The organism is uncultured Maribacter sp., assembly GCF_963974015.1.
GTDB lineage: Bacteria > Bacteroidota > Bacteroidia > Flavobacteriales > Flavobacteriaceae > Maribacter.
Genome location: NZ_CAXBBZ010000001.1, coordinates 748075 through 773868 on the forward strand (window position 1 = coordinate 748075; position 25794 = coordinate 773868).

Consider the following 25794-nt stretch of genomic DNA (forward strand, 5'->3'; position numbering starts at 1 on the left):
AACTTGAGTTTGATTCCTGTATTTGAACTTAGCATATTATGACAGAATATTACAATTATATTAAATCCCTGCATCTCATCTTCGTAATTACATGGTTTGCAGGGCTTTTTTATATTCCGAGGTTATTCATTTATCATATAGAATCCAATCAAAAACCATCACCTGAAAAAGAAATCCTTTCTAAGCAGTTAAAATTGATGACCAAAAGACTTTGGTTCATTATCACTTGGCCTTCTGCAATATTGGCAATTTTTTTTGCTATTTGGCTTTTAGTAATTTACCCTGGATGGTTAACACAACCATGGATGCACGTTAAACTAGGTTTTGTATTATTATTGATTCTTTATCATTTAAAAAACCATCAAATTTTCAGGAAGTTTCAACGTGATGAAATTAATTACACCTCGAATTATATGCGTATTTGGAACGAGGGCGCTACGCTAATCCTGTTTGCAATTGTATTCTTGGTGATTTTAAAGCATGCTTTTAATTGGATTTTTGGTATAGTAGGGATTATTGTTTTGGGAATACTTTTGATGATTGGGATAAAGCTATATAAGAGAATTAGAAATAAGAACTCTGAGGCTTAAAAAGCAGAAGTTTTTTACTTCATGAAACGGTGTTACTATTATAGTAGCTATTTTTAGATTGAACTTGGTAATTGAACTTGAATTTTTTTTGGTGCGATATTTGTTAACTTTAGACCAAATAACAGCAACTTGTTAACTAGGGTTTCTTTACGGTCACGTATTTTCTTATCCATGATTTTTCTGGTGCTTATCGCATCGGTATTGATTGCAGGCGTAACGGTGTATCAATACCGTGAGCAGTCTAAAGATTATCATGAAAACAGAATGGAACGTAAAGAGGAGCAAATACGCCAAAGTATTGACCTCGCCATTCAGAAAACCACCTATCCGGTAACTACCGAAAACCTAGACCTTATTTTTAAAAATGAAATTTATGAGATTGCCGTTGTGCAGAACATGAATTTTAATATTTACAGCTTAGATGGGCAGCTTATAAAAAGTTCTAGACCCAAATTTGCCAACGATTCCATTTCTATGTGTTTAGACCCTGAGGTATTGAACAAATTAGAAATAAGCCCCAATAAGAGATATGTTCGGGAAAATGCCTTGGCAGGTGATAAGTACCAGGCTTCATTCACCTATATTTCCGACCAAAAGTTTAAGCCGATAGGTATACTTAACTTACCTTATTTTGAAGATAATTCTTTTAATGATTATGAGCTGAAAGAGTTTTTAATGCGCTTATCTGGCGTGTACCTTCTCATGCTTCTCATGGCTATTTTATTTGCCTTCTTCATTTCAAAATACATCACCCGATCCTTAGAGACTATTTCTGATATGATGGAACGTACGGACCTTAGCAAACAGAATAAGAAAATATTTATAGAAAACCCAGGGGAGGAAATTGAGAAACTAATTTCGGCCTATAATGGAATGATCGACGAATTAGGTCATAGTGCGGCAAAATTAGCTAAGAGTGAACGAGAGCAAGCTTGGCGTGAAATGGCGAAACAGGTGGCGCATGAAATAAAGAATCCGTTGACCCCTATGCGTTTGAGCGTGCAGAGTTTCGAGAGAAAATTCGACCCTCAAGACCCTAAAATTCAAGAGAAAGTTAAAGAGTACTCAAACACTTTAATACAACAGATTGATACACTTAGTAGTATTGCTTCTGCATTTTCTAATTTTGCAGAAATGCCTGCACAGCAAAACGAGACCCTGAATGTTGTAAAAATTGTGAAGTTGGCCTTGGATATTTTCAATGAGGATTATATTCATTTCATTGCCGATGAGGAAGAAATTATTGCGAAATTGGACCGTACACAATTAATACGGGTGGTTACCAATTTAGTTAAAAATGCCATACAGGCCGTGCCTGATGTAACATCGCCAAGGGTTTTGGTTTCTGTTGCTTCCGAGGGCGATATGGTGAAAATTTCTGTGGCTGATAACGGTATTGGTATTGAAAAAGAAAACGAGGAAAAAATATTTGAACCTAAATTTACTACTAAAACTAGTGGGATGGGATTAGGGTTAGGTATGGTCAAGAATATCGTGGAAACATATAAAGGGACTATTGAATTTACATCTCAACCTGGTAAAGGGACCGTGTTTTGTGTAAAGTTCCCGAAAGAAAATATATAAAAAGACAAAAACTACTACTATGTCATACGAGACTATTTTAATTGAGAAAGTTGCATCAACGGCTATAGTGACAATTAACCGTCCAAATAAGTTAAATGCACTAAACAAAAAAACCATTGGCGAATTGCAAGATGTTTTCAATGAATTGCAAAAGGATAAAAAGATAAAAGCTATAATATTAACGGGTAGTGGTGAAAAGGCATTCGTCGCAGGAGCAGATATCTCAGAATTTTCTGATTTTTCAGTAAAAGAAGGAAAAAAATTAGCTGCCAAAGGACAAAAAAATCTTTTTGACTTTATTGAAAATTTATCGACTCCGGTTATTGCCGCGGTTAATGGTTTTGCATTAGGTGGTGGTTTAGAACTGGCAATGGCCTGTCACTTTAGAGTGGCAAGCGAAAATGCTAAAATGGGACTACCAGAAGTCTCTTTAGGTGTAATACCTGGTTATGGAGGAACACAACGTTTGCCACAGTTAGTAGGCAAGGGTAGAGCAATGGAAATGATTATGACCGCAGGTATGATAACCGCTGAACAAGCGCATTCATATGGTTTGGTCAATCATGTAACTTCACCAGAAGAATTGTTGCCATTATGCCATAAGATTATCTCTAAGATTACCAATAACTCATCGGTAGCCATTTCTTATGCAATAAAAGCAGTAAATGCTGGTTTTAAGAATACTGTAAATGGTTATGAGCAGGAAATTGAGGCTTTTGGTGCATGTTTTGGAACTGATGATTTTACCGAAGGTACTACCGCTTTTTTAGAGAAAAGAAAAGCAGATTTTCCGGGTTCATGACATAAACCAAATTGGTTATGTTGAATCGAAGTATTTTTTTATTTCTTTTAATTATTGGGTCATTGAGTGGTTTAGCACAAGAAGAACCCGTTACTTATACTATTGGCGAAAAATTCAATGATAAATACCGCTATTCTAATATGTTGGCCATCGCAGATGATGGCAATGAAGGTACTATAGTTGTAAGGGCATATTATACGGGAATCATTCTGCGTCCTAAAGGGTATTTCATTGAACATTATAATAAAGATTTAGAGCTAGTTTCCGAATATAATTACAAACTAAAAGACGCCAATTTTATTGATGCCTATGTGCGTAATGGGCAGGTATATCTATTGTTTTTAGAATATAGTTATAGAAATAAAAGTTACCAGTACGAAGTACATAGAAGTCCGTTTTCTCAGTTTCAATTTACAAAAGAGACTATTCTGTCAATTGAATCTGACCCAGTAGAACAGCCATTAGATAGAAATTTTTATAATAGAAATTTCTCCTCAGGATTTACGACATCTGTTCTTTTTAACGATGATAAATCGGCATTTGCAATTACGACGCATTACAAGAAGAAAAAGGTTGATCAGCACATAATTCATGTGTTCAATTCGAACTTGACTAAATTAATGGAGCATGATTTTTCTGATGAGGTTGAGGAAAAGAATTATGCCTTCGAGAATATCCTATTCTCAAAAGATTTACAAAACGTTTATCTTGTAGGAAAAGCTTACTTTAAAAAGAAACGTTTTAATGCCACAGAACGTAAGTTTCAGTATGAAATGGTTCGTATCTCAAAAGATAGCCGTAGTGTTCAATCTTTCTATACTCCCAATAAATTTCCAGAAGCCTTGAAGCCAATATTTAAAGGTGATGATTTATTGTGCATTGGGTTTTATGCAGATCGTAAGGATAATCGATTCAACGGTATTTCTTATTTCAAATTAAACCCAATTACTTTAGAAACGGAGACGAGTAAGTTCAATCCGTTTTCAGAGCAGTTTATGTTGGATAAATTTGGTAGAGAAGATGATAAGGCGATTAAAGATTTAGTTTTTAAAGGAATGGATGTTACCAAAGACGGAAACATTCTTTTTAATGCAGAAGAGTATTTCACTAGTTCAAGCGTACAGTCGAATTCAAGTGGAGGTCGAGTGATGGTAACTAGGTATCACCATAATGATATCATCAGCGCGAAGTTAAGTTCGACAGGAGATTTGGTTTGGGCTCGAAATATTAATAAAACAGAAGTTACACAAGGCGATGGAGCGTATGCTTCTTATAGTGCCTACACAAAAGGTGATACTACATACTTTTTTATAAGCACATCAGCAGAAAATCCTCAGCAATTAAGTGATGACAGAATCATGTTCAAGCAAGGCTTGAGTAGAAATAGAAATGTCTTTCTAATTCGATTAGATGAACAAGGTCATATGACCTACAGCAAAGTTATTGATGATACTGAAGCTCGACTCCCTTTAATGGTTTCAGTACCCTATACTGACTATTTAAAAGATGAACTTACCTTCTATGCTAAAAGAGGTACTAAAAAACAACTAGTTCAAGTTGCTGTTAAATAAATCTTACTTTAGGATTATATCCATATTTTTGGAATAAATCCTAAAAAATGAATTCTAATTCTTTTCTGAAGGGTCGAGGGGCACAACAGAATACCGACAATAAATTCTCTGCGTATAGCTATGAGGTCCGTGATGATTTTTTGGAGTTCTGTAGGTTAGAAGGGGAAATTGCAGACGCTAATAAAACTCAATACATCCCTATATTTCCTAAAACGATTGTCAACAAAGTAACGAGTCCAGATGTTGGTATGAGTTACTCTATGAATATGTACCAAGGCTGTGAACATGGTTGTATTTATTGTTATGCCAGAAATGCGCACGAATTTTGGGGCTATAGTGCCGGGCTTGATTTTGAACGAAAAATTTTAGTTAAACATGATGCACCAAAATTATTAGAAGAAAAACTAAAAAGCAAAAGTTGGAAAGCCTGTACCATAGTCTTATCCGGTAATACGGATTGTTATCAACCTGCCGAAAAAGAATTTCAATTGACACGTAAATGTTTGGAAGTCTTTTTAAAATATAGGCATCCGGTCGGTATCATAACCAAAAATGCATTGATTCTAAGGGATTTAGATATTCTAAAACAATTAAATGAATTTGGCTTAATCGGTGTAAATATTTCTATTACATCTCTATCGGAAAAGACAAGAAGAATATTAGAGCCAAGAACCACGACTATTAAAAAACGTTTGGGGGCTATTAGGGTTCTATCAGAAAACTGCATTCCAGTAAATGCGATGTTAGCGCCAATTATTCCGGGAATAAATAGTCATGAGATTTTGAGTTTAGCAAAGGCGGTAACAGAAAACGGGGCCTTGTCAATGGCTTTTACTATCGTTAGACTAAATGGCGCTCTAGGTGAAATTTTCACTGATTGGATCAAGAAAACCTTGCCCGATAAAGCTGATAAAGTTTTGCGCCAAATACAAGAGTGTCATGGGGGAACCTTAAACGATAGTAGGTTTGGTGTTCGCAGTAGAGGAGAAGGTAAAATTGCAACCCAAATCCATGATATGGTACGGTTGGCTAAAATGAAGTACTTCAAGGATAAAAAATTCCCTAAATTGAATACGAATATGCACGAGGCCTACAAAGATGGTCAACTGAAATTGTTCTAGTGCGCCGCCTTGTTCAAAAAGACTCAAACATCATTTGGTATTTGCAAATACTTGTATTAAATCTTAGTCAAAGTCCAAATAATAATCAAAAAAGGGTAGAACCTGTTGAGGAATTCTGCCTTCTTTTGTATAAATATTGCTGGTATGCGTACCTATATATTCTTCGGAAAAATGTTCCACACCTACGTTTTCCAATGCCTGACTGAACATTTTACATTGTATCGTAAACCGCTCACCTGCATTGCGTCCCCAATCTAGTTTTATAGCGTTTAATTTATTTAAGTTATCTATATAATCGGGTACCATATAAAAGGGCATATTGGCATGCCATTTTTTTAAAATAGCTTCATGTACTTTTAGTGTTTTATCTTCATAAGAAAAGGGTACATCACAATAAAAAGGTCCATTTAAGGCATTTGCAGACCATGATCTGGCAAAGGCCAGAATCACTTTGCCAAAATAGGTTTTTGAGAGGTCTTCAATGGTTGCGGCTTGATCATATTGTCTATAACTGTCGCTATTTGGTCCATATTCTCTAACGATGGCCAGTGCACCTGGACTTATTGCATACACAGCCCCAAATATGTCTGGATGCTTCATAGCAATCTTGATGGCACCATAGCCGCCCATGCTATGTCCTGTTATACCGCGACTGTCCTTTTTGGCCAATGTTCTATAATTGGTATCCATATAACTGACCAGATCCATTGAGGTGAAGTCTTCCCAATTGCCAAATATTCCCGTATTGGAATAAAAACTACCGTCATACGTAGTTTTTTGGTCTGGAATTACTAGAATAAAGGGTTTAATTTTTTGCGCCGCCAAGGCATAGTCCAAAAGGTCTTTCATTGGATTGATGAGGTTATCATCATTCAAAAAGCCATGTAAGAAATAAATCACTGGATACCTTTTGTTTGTTGATGAGTAATTGGGTGGCAGGTATACCGAAATAGATCTCTTTGGATTTTCACCCATCTGGTTCTCTAAATTTTTCGAGTATAAAGAGTCTTTAACAACAGTGCCGACCTGTTCTTTTTGTGCCGATAGGGTGAAGGATACAAAAACGGTGAAAATTAATAGTACAATTTTACGCATAGTAGATAGATTTAATTAATTGTCATGTTGAGTAATTGTGCACCAAGGGTTTTTCCATGTTTATCCAAGGCTGTTGAATTCGTGACCCCACCGTTCAATGCATCATACATAACAAAATTAAGAGCCCCTAACTGCGGGAGTTCATATCGAATGATATCGCCTTTTACTTGGTCACCATACCATTGTTTTAAACGGGTGTTAGTTACCTTGTCCTTGATGAGTTTAAAATGTTCCAAATTATGGACAGTAAGTGAAATGTTACTTATATTTCCTTTGTCTCCAGTTCTGGCGTGAGCTATTTCCCAAAGTTTCATAGGCTATAGAGTTGTATAGGTGGTTGAGATTTGAATGTCTTTTTTAGGCACTAGAATAGAAGCAATGGCAATAATTTCAGAAACCTTTTTTGTTGCCCCACCACCTCCAGATGGGCCGTTTGTGTATAAGGTCTCTACTTCGTTGGCAATCTGTTGCGCCTCGGTTTTAAGTATGGTTTTACCCGCTACCCTGAGTCGTACTTCATTAGGTTCGTTTGAATAATCTGTATTTGGCAAAAGCGAGTTGATCCCAATAAGTTCTAAACGAAGATCCTTAATTGAAAAGGGTAATAACCCCAATCGTTTTTCAACGATGTCTTTTGCCAACAAGGCCCGTTTAAGACAATTGGCGCCACCGTAGCTCATTTCACCTTCCCCTATAAACCCATTTTCATAGCCGACACTAACTTTGTAGGTTGCTGTGGCCGGCTTTGAACTCGCTCCTTCAAAGTATACTACATCCTTACTTTTTGGGGTAAAAATTACTTTTGAAAAATCAGCTGTACAGTCAGGTGTTATATAGTTTTCAGGGTCGTGGATCTCATAGAGCAATTGCTCGGTGCAAGTGGCTTTGGTTACCAAACCGCCGGCATCTTGTAATTTGGAAATGTACCCCTGGCCATTACTGTCTATTTCAACAAAAGGGAAACCCAAATTCCATAGTTCGGGAACTTCTTTTTTTCCGGGATCGGCAAAATATCCTCCAGTTACTTGACCAGCACATTCCAATAAGTGACCTACTAAAGTACCCGTACCCCAATAATCGGCTTGATGTTTTTTCCATCCAAATTCATATATCATTGGAGCCAAAAATAACGACGGATCCGCCACTCTTCCAGTAATTATTACGTTAGCTCCATTCTGTAGGGCATCTACAATACCATCACATCCCAAATAGGCATTGGCAGAAATTATTTGTTCATTTAGGGTACTTAATGGTTTGCCCGTTTCAATAATTGGAAAATCTAAGTAATCTGATATGTTTTCATGAATATCGTCACCGGTAATAGCAGCTATTTTTAGATTTTTCAGATTCATTTTATGCGCCAATTTTGCAATATCTTCCATAGCGGATAAAGGGTTGGCAGCACCCATATTGGTAATAACCTTAACTTTATGTTTAATGGCCAACGGTAGTACTTGTTCCATTCTATATAAAAGAAGTTCGTTGTACCCTTTTTTTGGATCTTCCTTTTTCGCTTTTTGTGCCAAAGCAATTGTTCTTTCGGCCAATCCTTCAAAACAGATATAGTCTAACTTTCCTTTTTTTATAAGTTCTAATGCTGGTTCCAGACGATCACCTGCATATCCCGCCCCGCTACCAACTCTAATTTTTTTCATGTTTAAAGTGTTATTGCTCCAATCAATATGGAAACTGAAAGAATGATAAGGGTTATTAAAAATGCAAATGGAATCGTTTTTTTCTGATGTTCTCCTAATTCAACCCCTGTCAATCCAATTAACAAATAGGTAGAGCCGGTTAACGGGCTCACAGGAAAACCGGTGGTCATTTGGCCCATAATGGCTGCACGGCCTACTTCAATAGAATCTACTCCAAAATGGGATGCAGTGGTTGATAATAATGGGAGAATGCCGAAATAAAATGAATCTGGATCAAATAACAGACTGGCGGGCATGGATAGCAATCCTGTTAGTACGGCCAAATGACTTCCTATGGACGGTGTTATCATAGACACAGAACTTGCGGCCATCGCGTCTATCATTCCGGAACCTTTTAGGATTCCCGTAAAGCAGCCTGCGGCAAAAAGGATGCTGGCCATTAAAAGTGCTGCTTTTGCATGGGCATTAATTCGGTCGCCCTGTTGTTTCGGGTTTGGATAATTTAGGGTTATAGCCAAGGCAAACGCAACCATAAAAATAATATGTGGCGGTGCTATACCACTAATTAATAAGGCAACAGCAATTAGAATCAAGGCAATATTAAAGTAAAAAAGTCTAGGCCTTTCCAACTCCGAATCAAAGGACAGTTCTGTATCCGATTTTTGGCTTTTTATATATTCAGGCGTATTTTTGCGTTCTTTTTTACCTAACATATAGGCGATGATTAGTACGGAACATAATCCTATAATTACAGGGATTAAGATAGGATTAAACAAAGTAGTTACAGAAACTTCCAATGCAGAAGCCGCGCGTATTGTTGGACCGCCCCAAGGTAAAATATTCATGGTTCCAGCGGCCAATGCCGTTATGGTGGCCAAGGTGGTACGTTTCATGTTCAAGCTATCATAAAGGGGTAGAAATGCTGGTATGGCGACTAAAAATGTTACTGCCCCAGAGCCGTCTAAATGCACCATCATTGCCAAAAGAGCCGTAGCTACCGTGACTTTGGCTGGATCATTACCTGCAAATTTTAATAATCGTTTGATCATAGGTTTGAATGTACCTGCATCGGTAAGGATACCAAAAAATAGAATGGCAAAAATGAACATCACACCGGTAGGTGCAATTGTCTTTAGCCCGTCTGTAATAAAATTTATTATTTCACTTGTAAATCCAGCCATAAGGGCTGTAATGATGGGCACTAAGATTAAAGCGACCACAGCGGCCATTTTTTTTGTCATTACCAAGAACAAGAGCAACAAAATGGTAAGTAAACCTAACCAAGCCAGCATATTTATAACATTTTGCCCATGAAAGTCAATTATAGGGAAGATTAGTAAGGTTTAAAGATATTTAATTTTTTTTTCTTGGATGAATCGATTGGCCTACCAATTTCCATTTTCCATCAATTTTTTCTAGAATTCGAATTTCGAAAGTATAGGTGGTTACGCCTTCTTTCGTGGTCGATTCTTCATCATGACTTACCCAAGCATTGGCACCATTGATATTCATTTTGTAGTTGGAGTTTTTTGATGTGCCACCATTACCTATCATATTTTCTGGAGGATTGAGCATGATGGCTGGTGGTACGTCAATACTGTTGCCCTCTTGGGTAGAGACCAAAATTCTGCTGTAGGGCTTTATGGACCAACATTCGGAATGGGCTTTTACATCTCCAGAACGCCAAGTAGCAGATTCTTTTTCCAACAATGAAATAATTGCTTCTTCTTCGGATTGGGCATAACCAACGGAGATTGTAAATAATAGTAGAAAGAATATTTTGTTCATATTATTAATTTATTTACTTATGAAAGTCATTTTTACTGTCCATAATGCGATTAATCTGTACAGGACTTTAGTATGAATATAATGGTTTTTCACATTTAGCAACCCAGTAATTTAGTATCATCTTAAAATTCTGCTATGGTACTTTTTGTGTGTGAATCAAAAATTGTAATGTCAATTAATCAGAACTATTTTTCGAATACCTTACTTTTTAACTTCCGTTAATTCCATTATTAGTTCAACCTCATCTTGTTGGTAGGGAGTGCCATCATTTCTAAATATTTCATGGAACCAAAGATTTGGTTCGGAACCATCAAGAATGGGTTCATCCCAGGCATATTTGGTATTTGATTTTCCATCCACAAGCCCCCAATTAATTGCGCCAATATTTTCATTCTTTAAAATGGGCATAATATTACTGAATAAACTGTTGTGCTTTCTAGCCATATATTCTGTACATATTAGAGGGCGGTTGTAAATTTTTAAAGAATCAATAGCGCTTTGGTGACTGATCTCATCATTATAGTTGTGATAAGTGATGACATCAGAATGTTCTACTTGAAATTTATTCAATTCTGGTAAATCTAAACTCCAAACTCCTGCAGAAATTGGTTGGTTCGGGTCAACTTCCCGAGCCCATTCAAAAACACTTTTTAAAAGTGGTAATGATCTATTTTTATAATCTGAATTACCAGGTTCATTATAAAGATCCCAAAGTATGATTCTTTTATCATCCTTAAAAGTGGTCAGGATATCTTTGGTATAGCTTTCAAGCGTGGGCATTAGGTTATCTGAAGTGTACAGCAGGTCACCTGGATCTCTTACCCAACCAGAATTGTGTATTCCAGGCTTTGGATCTGGCTGCTTCCCTGCCTTGTAGGTAGGATTCCAGCAATCATCAAAAATTACGAATATGGTGGCAATCTTATGCTTTTCCGCAATAGAAAGATATGTATTTATGCGTTCCTTAAAACCAGTTTTATCTATCTCCCAGGCTAAATGATGCAGATAGACCCTCATACAATTAAGGCCTATATCCTGTGCCCAACCCAATTCCCGATCAATAGTTACTGGATCAAAACTTTCGACTTGCCAAAACTCCAATTGATTTATAGCAGTGCTAGGGTTAAAATTGGCACCCCGTAACCATGGGTTATTGGCTGCCCATGCATTTGCTTTTTCTTCTGACCAACGTTGATTTATAATCAAAGGATCTTTATTGGTTAAATCTTTTTTTACCTGTTGTTTACAAGAGGAGACAAAACTTAGGATAATTAAACCTATATATAAAAAGCTGTTTTGTGTTTTTAGCATTCGTTACGTTAATGATTATTAATACTTTCTCAAGTAAGTTACTAAAAAAGTTTTTAGATTTAAAAAGGTGGTGCTGTTTCATTTCGTATTATGACTTTGGTGAATTATTATATTTTGCACCAGAAAAGATTTAGGTTTTGTGCCATTTTATTTTAGTTACGAAACACACATTTTGTCTGAATTTAAATGAAGGCACTATGAAGAGCAAGAACAGTGAAAATTCTTAAAAGGCGTTGATTTAAATAACAGTAATAAGCTTGATTCAGGATTAGATTTGGTAAATGGAAAAAAGTTTTAGAAAGTTTTGTTAAAATAAAATCCAAAGATGATATGTGAACGTATTTCACATGTATGCGACAAATACTAGAACCATTTATGAAAACCAAGAACACTACCAAATACGAAATGAATACTATTAAAAATAAAAACTCTAACACCGAAAAGAAATCTTTTTTCGCTAAAATCGGACACCTAATAGAAAATGCCAATGCATGGGGTATTTTTGTAATGGGTAGCACATTTGTGCTAATGTTCGGATCAGCTTATCTAGCTTATATTTTACAAAACGATTTTACGCAGTTACATTTAGAAAGACGAAGCACTTTAATTGGCTTAATTTTTATGGTAGTGGCGGCAGTATTTTTCGTTTTCAAACTAAGTTTTTTTATATACACTTTTATAAGATTTTTAAAGTATAAGGCGATACCATCAGTCTCGAATGAAGAATTGCCAACTGTTACTGTGATTGTGCCGGCATACAATGAAGGAAAACAAGTTTGGGCAACCTTAAAAAGTTTAGCAGAAAGTGATTATCCAGAACATAAGGTGCAGTTATTGGCTATCGATGATGGTAGTAAAGATGACACCTGGAATTGGATGTTAGAGGCTAAGAAAGAATTGGGCGACCGTGTTTCTATTTGTCAACAGCCAAAGAATATGGGGAAGCGTCATGCACTATACAGAGGTTTTAAAGAGGGTACAGGTGAAATTTTTGTAACAGTTGATAGTGATTCTATAGTAGATAAGGATACGCTTAGAAACTTAGTTAGCCCTTTTATAGTTGATAAGAATTGTGGTGCAGTTGCTGGTAATATTCGTGTATTGAATAATAATGATGCTCTTTTACCTAAAATGTTAGACGTAAGTTTTGCTCTTAGTTTTGAATTTGTACGATCTTCCGAAAGCACTTTAAACTCTGTATTATGTACGCCAGGAGCACTAGCGGCTTACCGGGCCACAGCAGTATTTGCTTGTCTTGAGCAATGGATTAATCAGACATTTATGGGGCAACCTTCTGATATTGGTGAGGACAGGGCAATGACGAATATGATTTTGAAACAAGGATTTCATGTACTGTTTCAAAGAAATGCTTTCGCTTATACTAATGTTCCAGAGAAGTTCAAGGGATTATATAAGATGTTTATTAGATGGGGTAGAAGTAATGTTCGTGAGAATATTCAAATGTCTAAATATGTATTTACCAATTTTAGAAAGGGACCAAAAGCTGGGACAAGATTATTGTTCTTTAGCCAATTTTCGAGAATTGTATTATGCTACCCATTTGTTTTATTCATGATGGTTTTTGTAATTACACATCCACTTCTATTCATAAGCTCTACATTTGTAAGTATACTGGTATTATCTACTTTTCCGGTATTGTTTTACGCAAAGAGATATACGTTGATAGAATCTTTCTGGGCATATTCATATAGTGTTCTATATACTTTCGGGTTATTCTGGATTACCCCTTACGCTATTGCAACTGCAAGTAGAAGGGGTTGGTTAACAAGAGAGTTATCGCAGAAATAAGTATACGCTTTTAAAACTTAAAAAGGGTTTCAATATTTATATTGAAACCCTTTTTTATAATTTAATATTTTATTTAAAAATGAAAATAAACGTTATGGTTGTTTTTTAAATGATAAGGGATTCCACTCATAATAAAATTGCTTTAAGTAATCTACCATATATTGGTGTCTTTCTTCAGCTAAACGCTTACCTGTTTTGGTATTCATTTTGTCTTTCAACAATAATAGTTTTTCGTAAAAATGATTAATAGTAGGAGCTGTAGAATTTTTATATTCCTCTTTGGTCATATCAAGATTTGGTGCAATGCAAGGGTCATAAAGCATTCGGTTTTTATAACCGCCATAATTAAAGGTGCGTGCTATTCCTATAGCGCCAATAGCATCTAAACGGTCTGCATCTTGTACAACTTGCAGCTCTTTCGATCTAAATAGTTTCTTTTTAATCTTACCATCGCTTAATCCAGCCTTAAAGGAGCTGAACTTAATAATTTTAACAACGTGATTAATGATCTCTGTTGGTACATTTATTGAGAGTAGAAAATTTTCTGCCATTTTAGGACCTAATGATTCATCACCATCGTTAAATTTTGCATCCGCAATGTCATGAAGTAGTGCACCTAAACTCACTACTAAAATATTCACATCCTCTTCTTTAGAAATAAGAATGGTATTGTTGAATACTCGCTGTATATGAAACCAGTCATGGCCCCCTTCTGCATTTCGCAAGGTTTCTTTAACAAAGACGATAGTTTCATCTATAATCTCAGAGTTTGTCATTTAAAACTGTTTACGCCATTGGTAACTGAAGCCTCTATTTGAACGATAAGCGCATCTAAATCACCATTATTTTCAATAGGTTGCTGAACATCAATACTTACTTTGGCGCCTAAACCCATAGGAAATTGGCCAAATCGCACCAATTTCCAAGAATTATTGATGCTTATGGGAACTATTAATGCAGATGGTGCTTTTTTAAGAAGCATTTTCAAGCCCATAGGTTTAAATGGTTTTGGATGACCATCTCTACTTCTTGTTCCCTCCGGAAAAATAACAGCGCTTCTATTATGCTTTTCAATATAGGTGCCAAGTTTTCCTATTTCCATTATGGCAGATTTACCATCATTTCTATCAATTAAAACAGAGCCACCATGAACTAGATTGAAGGATACGCTTGGTATGCCTTTTCCTAATTCTTTTTTACTGACAAATTTAGGATGGTGTTTTCGCATATACCAAATTAATGGCGGAATGTCGTACATGCTCTGATGATTAGTGACTATTATTAGAGGCCTATTGGTAGGTAAATCATAATTGTTGGTAAACTTATACGTAGTACCAAGTATGTTGGTACATCGCATTAAGCAAAAGTTAAGTATACTGACTACTGGTTTTAAGCCAGAATACCCAAATAATTTAAAACCTAACCATTGTAATGGATGAAATATAAGCAGACAGAGGCCGAAGGCTATAAAAAATATGGGTGTTATGGGGTATGAAATCAACTTCTGCATAGTGCAAAAATAAAAAACCGCTCTATTTAGAGCGGTTTTTTTGAGACTATTATTTTATGCTAAATAAATTCTAGCAAAACTCGTCGTAAGCTTGTGCCAAGTTTTGAGCGATCATTTCAGCCGGCCTTCCTTCAATATGGTGACGTTCGATCATATGAACCAACTCACCATCTTTGAATAATGCCATTGAAGGAGATGATGGAGGAAAAGGAACCATAAGATTTCTTGCCGCGTTCACCGCCTCTGTATCTACACCAGCAAATACGGTAACGGCATAATCTGGTTTTTTACTATTCTGCAGGCTCATTTTGGCTGCAGGCCTTGCATTTGCTGCTGCACAGCCACAAACAGAATTTACGACTACCAAAGTAGTTCCTTCTTTTTTTATGGCATTTGCTACCGCATCTGCTGTATATAATTCTTCAAATCCGGCAGAGGCCAGATCATCTCTCATTGGTTTTACTAATTCTGCAGGGTACATATTGTTATATTTAAATTAATCTACTACAAAGATAACCAATTAGTCGTAGAGGTGCTTAACACCTTAACTTTTCATTGGCCTTACTTTCTATTCGTAATATTTTATCTTTGGCGAAATTGAGAACACGAAATGATTAAATGGTTGGGAGCTGTAATAGGCTTTTTTTTAAGAGGATTGTCTGGAGCGGTTTTAGGATTTTTTGCAGGTAGTATTATAGATGGTTTTTTTGGCAGTAATAAAAGTAATACACGTTCAGTCTTTCAAGAGTATACAAGACCTAATGTGTCACCCGCAGATTTTGAGTTGAATTTACTTTCATTATGCTCTATCGTTATAAAGGCAGACGGACAAGTGAGTCGATCTGAAATGGATTACGTGCGTCAGTATTTTGTTAGCACTTATGGTAAAGATAAAGCCAATGCTATTTTTAGAACCTTTAATGAAATTAATAAAAAGGGTGAAATATCCGCACAACGGGTATGTGCGTTTTTAGCACAGCGTACACGATACGAGGTACGCCTACAGTTACTACACTTTTTATTCGGTATAGCTCAAGCAGATGGTAGCATTAGTAATCCTGAAATACAAAAAATACGGGAAATTGCTGGTTACCTTAGAGTGGCATTAAATGAGTTTGACAGTATTAAGGCAATGTTCGTTAAATCTGCCAATAACTCCTATAAAATATTGGATGTTCTAAAATCGGCAACAGATGCGGAAGTTAAAAAGGCTTATAGGGAAATGGCTAAAAAGTATCATCCAGATCGTGTGAATACTCAAGATGAGGCTATAAAAAAAGGTGCCGAAGAAAAATTTAAACAAGTGCAAGCGGCATACGAGACTATTCAGAAAGAACGAGGTTTAAATTAATTGGAGACTTAAAAACAACTCTTATTATGCAAGAATTTTGGTTTTATATACAATTGGGTTTGCAGCATGTTTTAGATGTCAATGCTTATGACCATATTTTATTTTTATCTGCATTAGCACTTCCCTTTACATTTAAAAGTTGGAAGAATGTATTGATTTTAGCAACGGTTTTTACAATCACCCATTGTTTGGCTTTAGTATTATCTGTTTATGAAATAATACTTATTGAGGCTAGTTGGATAGAGTTTTTGATTCCGGTGACCATTTTATGTACTGCCATTTATAATTTAATGGATAGGGAAGTGCAAAAAGGAACCAAAACCATATGGTTTCATGCATTGGCAACCGGTTTCTTCGGATTGATACATGGCTTCGGATTTTCCAATTATTTTAAAATGATGATAATGGGAACAGATGAAAAATTGGGGCCTTTATTCGGTTTTGCCGCTGGCATAGAAATTTCACAAGTGGTTATTGTTTTGTTGGTTCTTGTACTGGCCTATGTAATTCAAACAATGTTTCATGTAAAACAAAGTTTATTCGTTGTTGTAGGTAGTATTTTAATAATGTTAATTACACTACCGTTATTATATCAAACGTTTCCATTTTAAGAGTGTTAAATTTAACCCTAAGTTATTGTTCTTGCCTTACAAAGCAGGTATCTTAGTGCATTAAGCTTTAGAAAAGCTAGTAGAATGAAGAGAGAAAAACAATTGAAATACGATAGGGCCTATTTAAGAATGGCAAAGGAGTGGGGAAAATTGTCTTCGTGCAAGAGAAAGCAAGTAGGGGCTATCATTGTTAAAAATAGAATGATAATTTCAGATGGTTATAATGGTACACCTACCGGTTTTGAAAATTACTGTGAAGATGACGAGGGATATACAAAATGGTATGTTCTACATGCCGAAGCCAATGCTATTCTTAAGGTAGCGAGTTCAACACAATCTTGTCAAGGTGCTACCCTTTATATAACATTATCCCCTTGTAGGGAATGTAGTAAGTTAATTCATCAGTCTGGTATTAAACGTGTAGTATATCAGGTTGGTTATAAAGATGATTCCGGATTAAAATTCTTGGAAAAAGCGGGAGTTGAATTGGAGCACATGCCAGAAATAAATGTTACTATCTAACGTTTGTACTAATGATGAACAAGAAAAATAGTTTTCTAATGCCGTTAATAATTGCCGCAGCCATAGCTGTTGGGTTTTTTATAGGTGGAAAACTTAGTTTTAATGATTCGCCTGAAAGACTTTTCTCTACTAATTCTAAGAAGGACAAACTTAATAGACTTATTGATTACATTAATTATGAGTATGTAGATGATGTTAACACCGATAGTATTGTTGATGTTACGGTAAATAGCATCCTCGAAAAACTAGATCCACATTCGGTATACATTTCAGAGAAAGAAATGGATCGTGTGTCTGAAAATATGAAAGGTGATTTTGTAGGTATCGGAGTAAATTTCTATGCTTATAAAGATACAATTACGGTTATAAAAACTGTAAAAGATGGCCCCAGTTTTTTGAAAGGTATTTTACCTGGTGATCGTATTTTAATGGCAGATAATGATACATTGTACGGTAAAGATTTTCCTAGTGAAGTAATTGTTGAAAAGCTGAAGGGGAAAGAAGGCACAACGGTCAACCTAAAGGTATTTAGAAAAGCAGAAAATAAAACATTCAATATAGAGGTTAAACGTGGTGTAGTGCCATTAAAAAGTGTAGAATCTTTCTATATGCTTACCAAAGATATAGGTTACATAAAGGTGAATCGTTTTGCCGAATCGACCTATAAGGAGTTTAAAAGTTCATTGGATGATTTGCAAAAAAGGGGAGCTAAAAAATTGGTGCTTGATTTACGCGATAACCCAGGTGGTTACTTAGGAATGGCAGAAGAGATGGCCGATGAGTTTTTAGAAGATGGTAAACTTATCTTGTTCACCAAGAATAAGAAAGGTAAGATAAATAAGAGTTTTGCTACTGATGAAGGTAGTTTTGAAGATAAACCTATCTATGTTCTAATAAATGAAAGGTCTGCTTCGGCAAGTGAGATTGTTGCAGGTGCTTTACAAGACAATGATATTGGCACTATTGTAGGCCGTCGTTCATTCGGAAAGGGATTAGTACAGCGCGAAATGGCACTAGGTGATGGTTCGGCCGTACGGTTAACAGTTTCAAGGTATTATACTCCTACGGGCCGTAGCATTCAAAAAACATATGCCAACGGGACTAAGGATTATTACCAACGCTTTACAGACAGATTTCATAGTGGAGAGATGGTTTCAGTTGATAGTATCAAAGTAGCGGATTCTCTAAAATTTGTTACACCAAAAGGCAAGGTAGTATATGGTGGTGGTGGCATAATTCCCGATGTATTCGTACCTATAGGCAGTAATGAGGAAGAGGCTGTAGAGAGTATGGATAACTTAGGTTTCTTATCCTTTTTTGTATTTGAACACTTAGAAGAGGATCGTGATAGATATGCGAACTATTCTCAAGAAGAGTATGTGAACGATTTTAAAGTTGATGATATACTTTTTGAAAAATTCGTAGAGTATTCTGTAAATAGAAATTTGAGGATGAATTTCTATGACCATGAACAAAGCATAAAGCGATTTTTAAAGGCAAGCATTGCAGAGCAATTGTTCAATACCAATATACATGCGAAGATTAAGGCCGATGAAGACCCTATGCTTCAGAAAGTATTGGAATTGGATAGTAATATAATGCAACAACAAGAATCTAGCTTAATTCAAGCTAATAATTAATCTTTATTTATTTTGTCCTGAATCTTTTTGCTTGTTACAAAAACTAAAAGAAGTATAATGGCGCATAGCGAAGCCATAATACCAATAAGTGCGATAGTACTATCTTTCTCAAATGGATTGGCAAAATCTACCATCGTTACGTTATAGGCAATTAAAGCTACTGCAATAGCTATGAAGATAATTGATATTGTCTTGCTCATAAACTTGTTTTTTATAAAGTTACAACCTTCTTCCCTTCTAGAAAAGCTGGTTTATATTGGCTGCGAATAATTTTACTGCAATTGCCATTAGAATAACCCCAAATACTTTTCGAATAACATTAACACCACCTGATCCTAGCATTTTCTCAATCTTAACAGATGACTTAAGAACTATAAAAACAAAAATAATGTTTATGATTATTGCGATTATTATATTTTCAACATAATACTCAGCTCGTAATGAAAGAAGAGAGGTTAGTGTGCCTGCACCGGCAATTAATGGAAAAGCTATAGGTACAATAGATGCACTTTCGGGTTCATCATCTCTATATAAAGTGATACCCAAAATCATTTCGATAGCTAAGAAAAATATAATGAAAGCACCTGCAACTGCAAATGAGTTTACATCAATACCTATAAGATTTAAAATTTCTTCTCCAAGAAACAAAAAGGCAACCATTATAATTGCGGCAACAACAGAAGCTTTTTCAGATTGAATATGCCCAACCTTATTTCTAAGACCAATAATAATGGGAATACTCCCTAAAATATCAATAACAGCAAAGAGCACCATACTTGCTGTAATAATTTCCCTAAAATCAAAATGAAACTCCATGTTGAAAATTTTTGCAAATTTACGTTTATAAATATCGACTTTGTCGTTTATTCTTAAAATATTCTAAGACCATTACTTTTTAAAAAATGTATCTTGCGACCTTTAAATTAGGCCATGTTTCAATTAGGAAAAACTATCGTATCAGAAGAAATCATCGAGAATGATTTTGTTTGTAATCTTAGCGCTTGTAAAGGTGGTTGCTGTGTAGATGGCGAAGCTGGTGCGCCAGTAGAGGATTCTGAAACGGAAATCATGGTCGATATTTATGCGAAGGTAAAACCATTTTTACGTCCTGAAGGGATAAAGGTTATAGAAGAACACGGTGCATTTGTAAAAGGTGAAGATGGTGAGTGGGAAACTCCATTAGTGAATGGTAGTGAGTGTGCTTACGTTATTTTTGATGAGCGAAAAATTGCTAAATGTGGTATCGAAGAAGCGTATAATCAAGGTAAAATCAAATGGAAGAAACCTGTTTCCTGTCATTTATATCCAGTTAGGGTTAAAGAGTATACGGAGTTAACTGCTGTAAATTATCATAAATGGCAAATTTGTGATCCTGCTTGTTCGTTAGGTGAAGAATTAAAAGTTCCGGTTTACAAATTCGTAAAAGAGGCTTTAATTCGAAAATTTGGTGAAGGTTGGTATAATGAGTTAGAAGAGGTGGCGAAAGACCATCTTAAATAGTTGGTATATAAATAACTATTTGTGTGCCAATTGGGTTGGTGTCGTCATCGAACTTGTCAATGATCTCAACATGAAAATAGTTCTCGTAATCACGCGAAAAATTTGCTAATCGCTCTTTAGTTATATCAATACCGACCGATTTTCTTTTTAAAACCTTACTATCTTTAATTTTTTCAGCAGCATCACGGCCTATTCCGTTATCGGTTATGATTATTTCTATAAAACCGTTTTTTCCTTTTTTGATTTCTAGGTCAATATTTTTTACTCCATCTTTAGAAGATAGTCCATGCCATAAAGCATTTTCTAAAAATGGCTGTAAAATTAGAGAGGGTATCTTAATATTATGAGTGTTAATGTCATCTTTCACATAAACATTAAAATTGATTTCTTTAGAAAACCTAATGTTTTCAATATTCATGTAAAGAGCAACCGTTTCTAATTCTTCCGCTAATGATATTTCTCTTTGTGAAGAAGCTTCAAGTATTTTACGAACTAGTTTCGAAAATTTATTTAGATAATGAACAGCGTTTTTTTTCTCGTTATTTATTATATATAATTTAATTGAATTTAAAGAATTGAATAGAAAATGAGGATTCATTTGACTTCGTAACATGCTTTGTTCTAAAGTCAATAATTTTTTCTCGGCATTTAACTGACTTTGTTTGTATAGTATATAAAGTATGGCTGTTAATAGTATTAAGAAGATTGCGATAACGATTAAGATTGTCCTATTTTTTCTAAGTTTTAAACGAACGGATTCGTTTTCTTCTGAGAGTCTTTGTAATTGATTAGCGCTCATTTGAGATTCATACCTCAAAATCACATCATTTACATATCTCAAATTTAATGAGTTTGTAATTCGCTTTTCATATTTTTCAGACTCTTTATAATAGCCCATACCTTTTTCATAGTCATCACGCTTAATCCAAAGTTCAGATAGAAACCCATTTGCTTCGGCTATTTCAGCATTTAGATTATAGGTTTTAGCCAAGTCAAGCCCAGTTTTTAAGTTTGTTTCTGCCTTGTCATAATCCCCTAAATAGATTAACGCCCAACCAAGATTATTATAGATAATGGCGACTATTTTTTGGTCTCCGAAAGCAATTGCCCTTTGTAGGTTTGTTTGTAATATGTTTATTGCTTCATTAATTTTTTCGTTGTGAACATAAACATGGGCAATGCTATAATTACAGATAATCTTTCCTTTTTCAGAATCGATTATTTCATTGTAAACTAGAGATTTTCTGAAGTTTTGAAGTGCAGGTTCTAATTTTTCTTGAGCTTCGTAACACTCTCCTAGCTTTTGGTGATTAATTGCAAGACCTAATTTATTGTCGAGTTCCCTTTCAAGAATTATTAACTTTTCGAATTTTTCTATGGCGAGATCATATTGTCCTAAAATTTGATAAATATTAGCAATACTATTAAGTGAAACATTTTTGCTTCGCTTTAGGTCATTGTTTGGTTTAGTAACTGTTTCAGCTAATTCAAGTGCTTCTTGACTGTAGTCGAGGGCAGATTTTATAGCTTCCGTTTCGCTATATACTAGGCTTGTCATGTTAAGACTATAGACCCTAAATTCTATACTATTCGCATTGACGGAGATTTTAAGTGCATCTTGAAATAAATCTAATGCCTCTGGGTATAAAGAAATATCACTATAAATTCTACCTAATTGATTAAGTGCATAAGCTTGCCCATATAAATACCCTTTATCTTCAGATATATTGTCAACGTATCGAATTAGGGTACTGTCTTTGCTGAATTCTCTTAAAACTATATCGATTTCTTGATAAGTTTCAGGTGCTGCAGTTATTAGGCTGTCGACCTTCTTTTTGAATGATGAAGGTATGGTTTGAGAATAGTTGTATTGTATGAAAAATAGGGTGCTCAAAATACAAAATAGGAAGTTGAGCCTATTGCTATTTGCTGAATTCTCAGAATTAGGAATATGTATTCGTAGTTGTTTAAACATAAATGGGTTTACAACAAATCTAAAAAATCTGATTTCTTTTGTCTGGAAACCGGTATTTTATGGTTCGATTTTAGTACCACATAACCATCAGTTTTCAAGAATTCTTTTATTTTGTTCAGATTGATAATATAAGAATTATGAATTCTAAAAAAGGAGTCTGACGGTAATAATTCGTTTACTTCTTTCAATTTTTTTGTGAGCACAATTTTTTGACCATCTGTTAAAAATATAGTACTATAATTCCCATCAGATTCGGCGTATAAAATTTCATCACTCTCAAGAAAAAGTAACTTACCATCTGTATTGAGCGTGATTCGTTTATGTATGGATCTTGAATTGAAATTGAGCATTGCCATCTCTAATTTTTCAACAGAGAAATTTTTATTATTGAACTTTTTTATTTTGGTAATAGTTTCTTCAAGGTCATCTGTGTCAATAGGCTTTAGTAGATAATCTAAAGCTTCATTTTTAATTGCCTTTAGGGCGTATTGATTATATGCTGTTGTAATAACAACCGGAAAGTTTTTGTTGGTAAGCTTTTGAATGAATTGAAATCCATCCATTGTGGGCATTTCAATATCTAGAAAAAGACAGTCAGGAGTGTTTTTTTCTAGAAAGTCTAAAGCATCATGTGGGTTGGTAAACGAGGCTATAACATTAATTTCATCGCTGAAATTTGTGAGTTCCCAAGTTAAACTTTGCAATGCTTTTATTTCATCATCAACAATTACGGCCTGTAGCATATTAATAATATATTAATATAGAAAGTTAGGGAAAAATTGGGGGTTGTTTAGCTCTCAGGCACAAATTTGTATCAATGGAAGCAATTCTCGTATAATCGGTTGAAAAAGTAATAATGCTGTAACAATTCTCGTATTTTAAATTATTTGAAAGAAAAGGATTACATAATATGTGAAATGTGGTTCTCTTCAAAATTTGTAAAGGCAGTTTACACAAAAAAAAGGACAGGTTATACAATACTAACGTAGCTTTTTCCATCTTAATTTACCTTTATGGAGCAAGTTAGAATTAGTTTAAATTTTATTAACATGAGAAAATGCTGCATAATGTTTGCATTATTTATAGTGTTGTTGGTGATGGCTTCTAAAGTTTTGAAAGCCGATAATGAATTAAGCGAAAATTTGGTAGTCGAAAATGAAAATAAGGAGCAACCGATTATTCGACCATGATTTTTTTTATGTTAACGTGTAATCTATGATTCCAATACTATGTAAGTCTCTAAAATTATTTTTTTTCGGTTTTATACCGTTATTTCTGCTTTCTAGTGGATCAAAGCCAACTATAGACTACCCTGCTCTTAAAAGTGGGTCATGTAATTTTAATGTTACTGGTAAATATAATTTTAAAATTGAGGGGATAGCATCCTTTCAAAATAACATACAATTAGATGAACGGAATAATAATCATAATGAGTTAATACTAAATTTCGTCACGAATAATAATGATAAAGTACAAACAATCGAATTTGTAATTGCGTCTAACAAGATTGCTCAGAAAAAAACGTTTACGGGGTTTTATAGAATTAAAACCTTGAATGGCTTAATTAATGGGTTTGATGGTGTTTATGGTTTTGCAGATATAAATGGGCTGAACGAGCTTCCTTTTTTTATTAAAACAGGTGGTATCATAATTATTAAAAACCATGAAGATACCATTGACGGTAATCTAGAAGTACAGTTTAAAAATGCAAATGGAGAATCTTTGAATATCAAAGGTTCTTTTAGTGCTGATATAAAATTATAATTGCATAAATATAAGTACGGTTCTTTATGAAATAGTGTATGTTATTTTATTTCTGATGTTTTGAGCGCCAATATAAGTAAGGTTACGGCTTATCCGTATAATTACAGTCTAAGAAAAGGTTTCGGGGGAACTACCTTTATTAGTCTTGGTGGGCATTTTTCATAATATGAGCATTAGAGGGGCCGTACATTTTTATCAATTCTTCCATATTCCTAAGATTCTTTTAGTTAATATTAATAAACCACCTAGTATGATTTTTTATACTTTTTGGTTTATAATTGTTTTGTTTAATTTTAAAAAAAAGTTACTTCGAATTATCGATTAGCCTTAAGGCAATGAACATCACCTCTGAGCCTAGATTTCAACATTTTGTGTTAAAAACTTTGTTGCCTAAATGCTAAAACACCCTTTAAAAATTGAATGCATTTTTGAATCTTTGTTAGTCCCTACAAGAAGGTAGAATTCATCTTCTTTACAACTAATTTTTAAAAATTTAATTATATGTCCACAGCCCTAGAGCCTATATTGGAAGAAAATGCAGACCGATTTGTTATATTCCCAATTAAACACCACGATTTATGGGACTGGTACAAAAAATGTGAAGCTTGTTTTTGGACAGCAGAAGAAATTGATTTAAGTGAAGACTTAAATGATTGGAATAATAAATTGAATGAGGACGAGCGGTATTTTGTTAAACATATTCTTGCTTTTTTTGCCGCTTCTGATGGAATCGTAAATGAAAATTTAGCTGAGAATTTTGTAAGTGAAGTACAATATGCCGAGGCCAAGTTTTTCTACGGATTTCAGATTATGATGGAGAATATCCATTCAGAAACATATTCTTTATTAATCGACACCTATGTAAAGGACGAGAAAGAAAAGAATATACTTTTTAAGGCTTTGGAAAATTTTCCTGCAATTAAGAAAAAAGCTGATTGGGCGTTGAATTGGATAGAGTCTCCAAGTTTTGCAGAGCGGCTAATTGCCTTTGCTGCTGTTGAAGGTATTTTCTTTTCAGGTGCTTTCTGTTCAATTTTCTGGTTAAAGAAAAGAGGTTTGATGCCAGGCTTAACTTTTTCTAATGAGTTGATATCTAGGGATGAAGGAATGCATTGCGACTACGCTGTTCATTTGCACAACAAACATTTAATCAATAAGGTGCCAAAAGAGAGAATCACTGCGATTTTGACCGAAGCACTAGATATAGAACGTGAATTCATTACAGAATCGTTACCAGCAAGTTTAATTGGAATGAATTCTAAATTGATGACACAGTACCTAGAGTTTGTTACCGATAGACTTCTTGTTGAACTGGAGTGCGATAGGGTTTATAATACTACAAACCCGTTCGATTTTATGGATATGATTTCATTACAGGGAAAAACAAACTTCTTTGAAAAAAGAGTTGCTGAATATCAAAAAGCAGGGGTAATGAATAACGATGAAGAAAATCAGAAAATTAGCTTCGATGCAGATTTTTAAATTTTATGAAAGCCTGAATATGGCCAGAACACTTGATAAGAATTTTTACTCATTATAGAGAATAACAAATTTAATTTTCGCCTACATTTTTTAGTTACGTTTACCCTATAGCT

27 protein-coding genes are annotated in these 25794 nt (G+C 34.7%); 14 read left to right on the top strand and 13 right to left on the bottom strand.

Annotation, left to right across the window (positions count from 1 at the left end):
• The first annotated feature begins 38 nt into the window (after positions 1 to 38).
• The 5 genes from AACZ41_RS03220 (at position 39) to AACZ41_RS03240 (ending at position 5668) form a co-directional block, all read left to right on the top strand.
• Entirely contained in the window at positions 39 to 590 is a 552-nt protein-coding gene (locus tag AACZ41_RS03220) for a CopD family protein (RefSeq protein ID WP_339626452.1), read from the top strand.
• Positions 591 to 761: 171 nt separating this feature from the next.
• Entirely contained in the window at positions 762 to 2174 is a 1413-nt protein-coding gene (locus AACZ41_RS03225; protein WP_339626454.1) for an ATP-binding protein, read from the top strand.
• A gap of 19 nt (positions 2175 to 2193) precedes the next feature.
• Positions 2194 to 2976, top strand: coding sequence for an enoyl-CoA hydratase-related protein (locus tag AACZ41_RS03230; RefSeq protein ID WP_339626457.1), 783 nt, complete (start codon positions 2194 to 2196; stop codon positions 2974 to 2976).
• Between the two features lie 17 nt (positions 2977 to 2993).
• Entirely contained in the window at positions 2994 to 4547 is a 1554-nt protein-coding gene (locus tag AACZ41_RS03235) for a hypothetical protein (RefSeq protein WP_339626459.1), read from the top strand.
• Between the two features lie 47 nt (positions 4548 to 4594).
• A complete protein-coding gene (locus AACZ41_RS03240; protein ID WP_339626461.1) occupies positions 4595 to 5668 on the top strand; it encodes a PA0069 family radical SAM protein in 1074 nt (357 codons plus the stop codon).
• Positions 5669 to 5731: 63 nt separating this feature from the next.
• On the opposite strand, the gene AACZ41_RS03245 is transcribed toward AACZ41_RS03240, so the two are convergent.
• The 6 genes from AACZ41_RS03245 to AACZ41_RS03270 form a co-directional block, all read right to left on the bottom strand.
• Positions 5732 to 6763, bottom strand: a complete 1032-nt coding sequence (locus AACZ41_RS03245) for an alpha/beta fold hydrolase (protein ID WP_339626463.1) — start codon at positions 6761 to 6763, stop codon at positions 5732 to 5734.
• Between the two features lie 11 nt (positions 6764 to 6774).
• A complete protein-coding gene (locus tag AACZ41_RS03250; RefSeq protein ID WP_339626465.1) occupies positions 6775 to 7077 on the bottom strand; it encodes a hypothetical protein in 303 nt (100 codons plus the stop codon).
• A 3-nt stretch (positions 7078 to 7080) separates the two neighbouring features.
• Positions 7081 to 8418 (bottom strand): acyclic terpene utilization AtuA family protein, encoded by a 1338-nt coding sequence (locus AACZ41_RS03255; protein ID WP_339626467.1) that lies wholly within the window; start codon positions 8416 to 8418, stop codon positions 7081 to 7083.
• Between the two features lie 2 nt (positions 8419 to 8420).
• Positions 8421 to 9752: a citrate:proton symporter gene (locus AACZ41_RS03260; RefSeq protein WP_339626949.1), complete on the bottom strand. Its 1332-nt coding sequence runs from the start codon at positions 9750 to 9752 to the stop codon at positions 8421 to 8423.
• A 19-nt stretch (positions 9753 to 9771) separates the two neighbouring features.
• The gene (locus AACZ41_RS03265) at positions 9772 to 10206 is read right to left on the bottom strand and encodes an endo-arabinase (protein WP_339626469.1); all 435 of its coding nucleotides are present in this window, start codon (positions 10204 to 10206) and stop codon (positions 9772 to 9774) included.
• Between the two features lie 201 nt (positions 10207 to 10407).
• Positions 10408 to 11517: a glycoside hydrolase family 2 TIM barrel-domain containing protein gene (locus AACZ41_RS03270; RefSeq protein ID WP_339626471.1), complete on the bottom strand. Its 1110-nt coding sequence runs from the start codon at positions 11515 to 11517 to the stop codon at positions 10408 to 10410.
• A 375-nt stretch (positions 11518 to 11892) separates the two neighbouring features.
• On the opposite strand from AACZ41_RS03270, the gene AACZ41_RS03275 reads away from it, so the two are divergent.
• Positions 11893 to 13326, top strand: coding sequence for a glycosyltransferase family 2 protein (locus AACZ41_RS03275; protein ID WP_339626473.1), 1434 nt, complete (start codon positions 11893 to 11895; stop codon positions 13324 to 13326).
• A 92-nt stretch (positions 13327 to 13418) separates the two neighbouring features.
• Here AACZ41_RS03275 and AACZ41_RS03280 read toward each other — a convergent pair whose 3' ends face one another.
• The 3 genes from AACZ41_RS03280 to AACZ41_RS03290 form a co-directional block, all read right to left on the bottom strand.
• A complete protein-coding gene (locus tag AACZ41_RS03280; RefSeq protein ID WP_339626475.1) occupies positions 13419 to 14102 on the bottom strand; it encodes an HD domain-containing protein in 684 nt (227 codons plus the stop codon).
• Positions 14099 to 14836 carry a lysophospholipid acyltransferase family protein gene (locus AACZ41_RS03285; RefSeq protein WP_339626477.1) on the bottom strand — a complete coding sequence of 246 codons (738 nt, stop codon included), beginning with the start codon at positions 14834 to 14836 and terminating at the stop codon, positions 14099 to 14101. The genes AACZ41_RS03280 and AACZ41_RS03285 overlap by 4 nt, the downstream gene beginning before the upstream one ends.
• 70 nt (positions 14837 to 14906) lie before the next feature.
• Positions 14907 to 15317, bottom strand: a complete 411-nt coding sequence (locus AACZ41_RS03290; protein ID WP_091625479.1) for a BrxA/BrxB family bacilliredoxin — start codon at positions 15315 to 15317, stop codon at positions 14907 to 14909.
• A 129-nt stretch (positions 15318 to 15446) separates the two neighbouring features.
• Here AACZ41_RS03290 and AACZ41_RS03295 point away from each other — a divergent pair, with 129 nt between their 5' ends.
• From AACZ41_RS03295 to AACZ41_RS03310, 4 genes are all read left to right on the top strand, one after another.
• Entirely contained in the window at positions 15447 to 16187 is a 741-nt protein-coding gene (locus AACZ41_RS03295) for a TerB family tellurite resistance protein (RefSeq protein WP_339626480.1), read from the top strand.
• Between the two features lie 26 nt (positions 16188 to 16213).
• Positions 16214 to 16798: a HupE/UreJ family protein gene (locus tag AACZ41_RS03300; RefSeq protein WP_339626482.1), complete on the top strand. Its 585-nt coding sequence runs from the start codon at positions 16214 to 16216 to the stop codon at positions 16796 to 16798.
• Positions 16799 to 16882: 84 nt separating this feature from the next.
• Positions 16883 to 17320 (top strand): dCMP deaminase family protein, encoded by a 438-nt coding sequence (locus AACZ41_RS03305; RefSeq protein WP_339626484.1) that lies wholly within the window; start codon positions 16883 to 16885, stop codon positions 17318 to 17320.
• A gap of 14 nt (positions 17321 to 17334) precedes the next feature.
• Positions 17335 to 18960, top strand: a complete 1626-nt coding sequence (locus AACZ41_RS03310; RefSeq protein ID WP_339626951.1) for a S41 family peptidase — start codon at positions 17335 to 17337, stop codon at positions 18958 to 18960.
• Here the strand turns inward: AACZ41_RS03310 and AACZ41_RS03315 are convergent.
• Together AACZ41_RS03315 and AACZ41_RS03320 are read right to left on the bottom strand one after the other, a co-directional pair.
• On the bottom strand, positions 18957 to 19160 hold the full coding sequence (locus AACZ41_RS03315; RefSeq protein ID WP_079512418.1) for a hypothetical protein: 204 nt from the start codon (positions 19158 to 19160) through the stop codon (positions 18957 to 18959). The two genes, AACZ41_RS03310 and AACZ41_RS03315, sit on opposite strands and share 4 nt — an antisense overlap.
• Positions 19161 to 19197: 37 nt before the next feature.
• Complete coding sequence (locus tag AACZ41_RS03320) at positions 19198 to 19776, bottom strand: MarC family protein (RefSeq protein WP_339626491.1); 579 nt, start codon at positions 19774 to 19776, stop codon at positions 19198 to 19200.
• A 114-nt stretch (positions 19777 to 19890) separates the two neighbouring features.
• On the opposite strand from AACZ41_RS03320, the gene AACZ41_RS03325 reads away from it, so the two are divergent.
• Complete coding sequence (locus AACZ41_RS03325; protein ID WP_339626493.1) at positions 19891 to 20460, top strand: DUF3109 family protein; 570 nt, start codon at positions 19891 to 19893, stop codon at positions 20458 to 20460.
• Here AACZ41_RS03325 and AACZ41_RS03330 read toward each other — a convergent pair.
• On the bottom strand, positions 20453 to 22435 hold the full coding sequence (locus AACZ41_RS03330) for a tetratricopeptide repeat protein (RefSeq protein WP_339626495.1): 1983 nt from the start codon (positions 22433 to 22435) through the stop codon (positions 20453 to 20455). The genes AACZ41_RS03325 and AACZ41_RS03330 overlap by 8 nt on opposite strands.
• A gap of 8 nt (positions 22436 to 22443) precedes the next feature.
• Positions 22444 to 23178: a LytTR family DNA-binding domain-containing protein gene (locus tag AACZ41_RS03335; RefSeq protein WP_339626497.1), complete on the bottom strand. Its 735-nt coding sequence runs from the start codon at positions 23176 to 23178 to the stop codon at positions 22444 to 22446.
• A gap of 324 nt (positions 23179 to 23502) precedes the next feature.
• Between AACZ41_RS03335 and AACZ41_RS03340 the strand changes: the two genes are divergently transcribed.
• From AACZ41_RS03340 to AACZ41_RS03350, 3 genes are all read left to right on the top strand, one after another.
• Positions 23503 to 23625, top strand: coding sequence for a hypothetical protein (locus AACZ41_RS03340; protein WP_339626499.1), 123 nt, complete (start codon positions 23503 to 23505; stop codon positions 23623 to 23625).
• Between the two features lie 25 nt (positions 23626 to 23650).
• Complete coding sequence (locus AACZ41_RS03345) at positions 23651 to 24199, top strand: hypothetical protein (protein ID WP_339626501.1); 549 nt, start codon at positions 23651 to 23653, stop codon at positions 24197 to 24199.
• A 501-nt stretch (positions 24200 to 24700) separates the two neighbouring features.
• Complete coding sequence (locus AACZ41_RS03350) at positions 24701 to 25681, top strand: ribonucleotide-diphosphate reductase subunit beta (protein ID WP_339626503.1); 981 nt, start codon at positions 24701 to 24703, stop codon at positions 25679 to 25681.
• Positions 25682 to 25794: the final 113 nt, after the last annotated feature.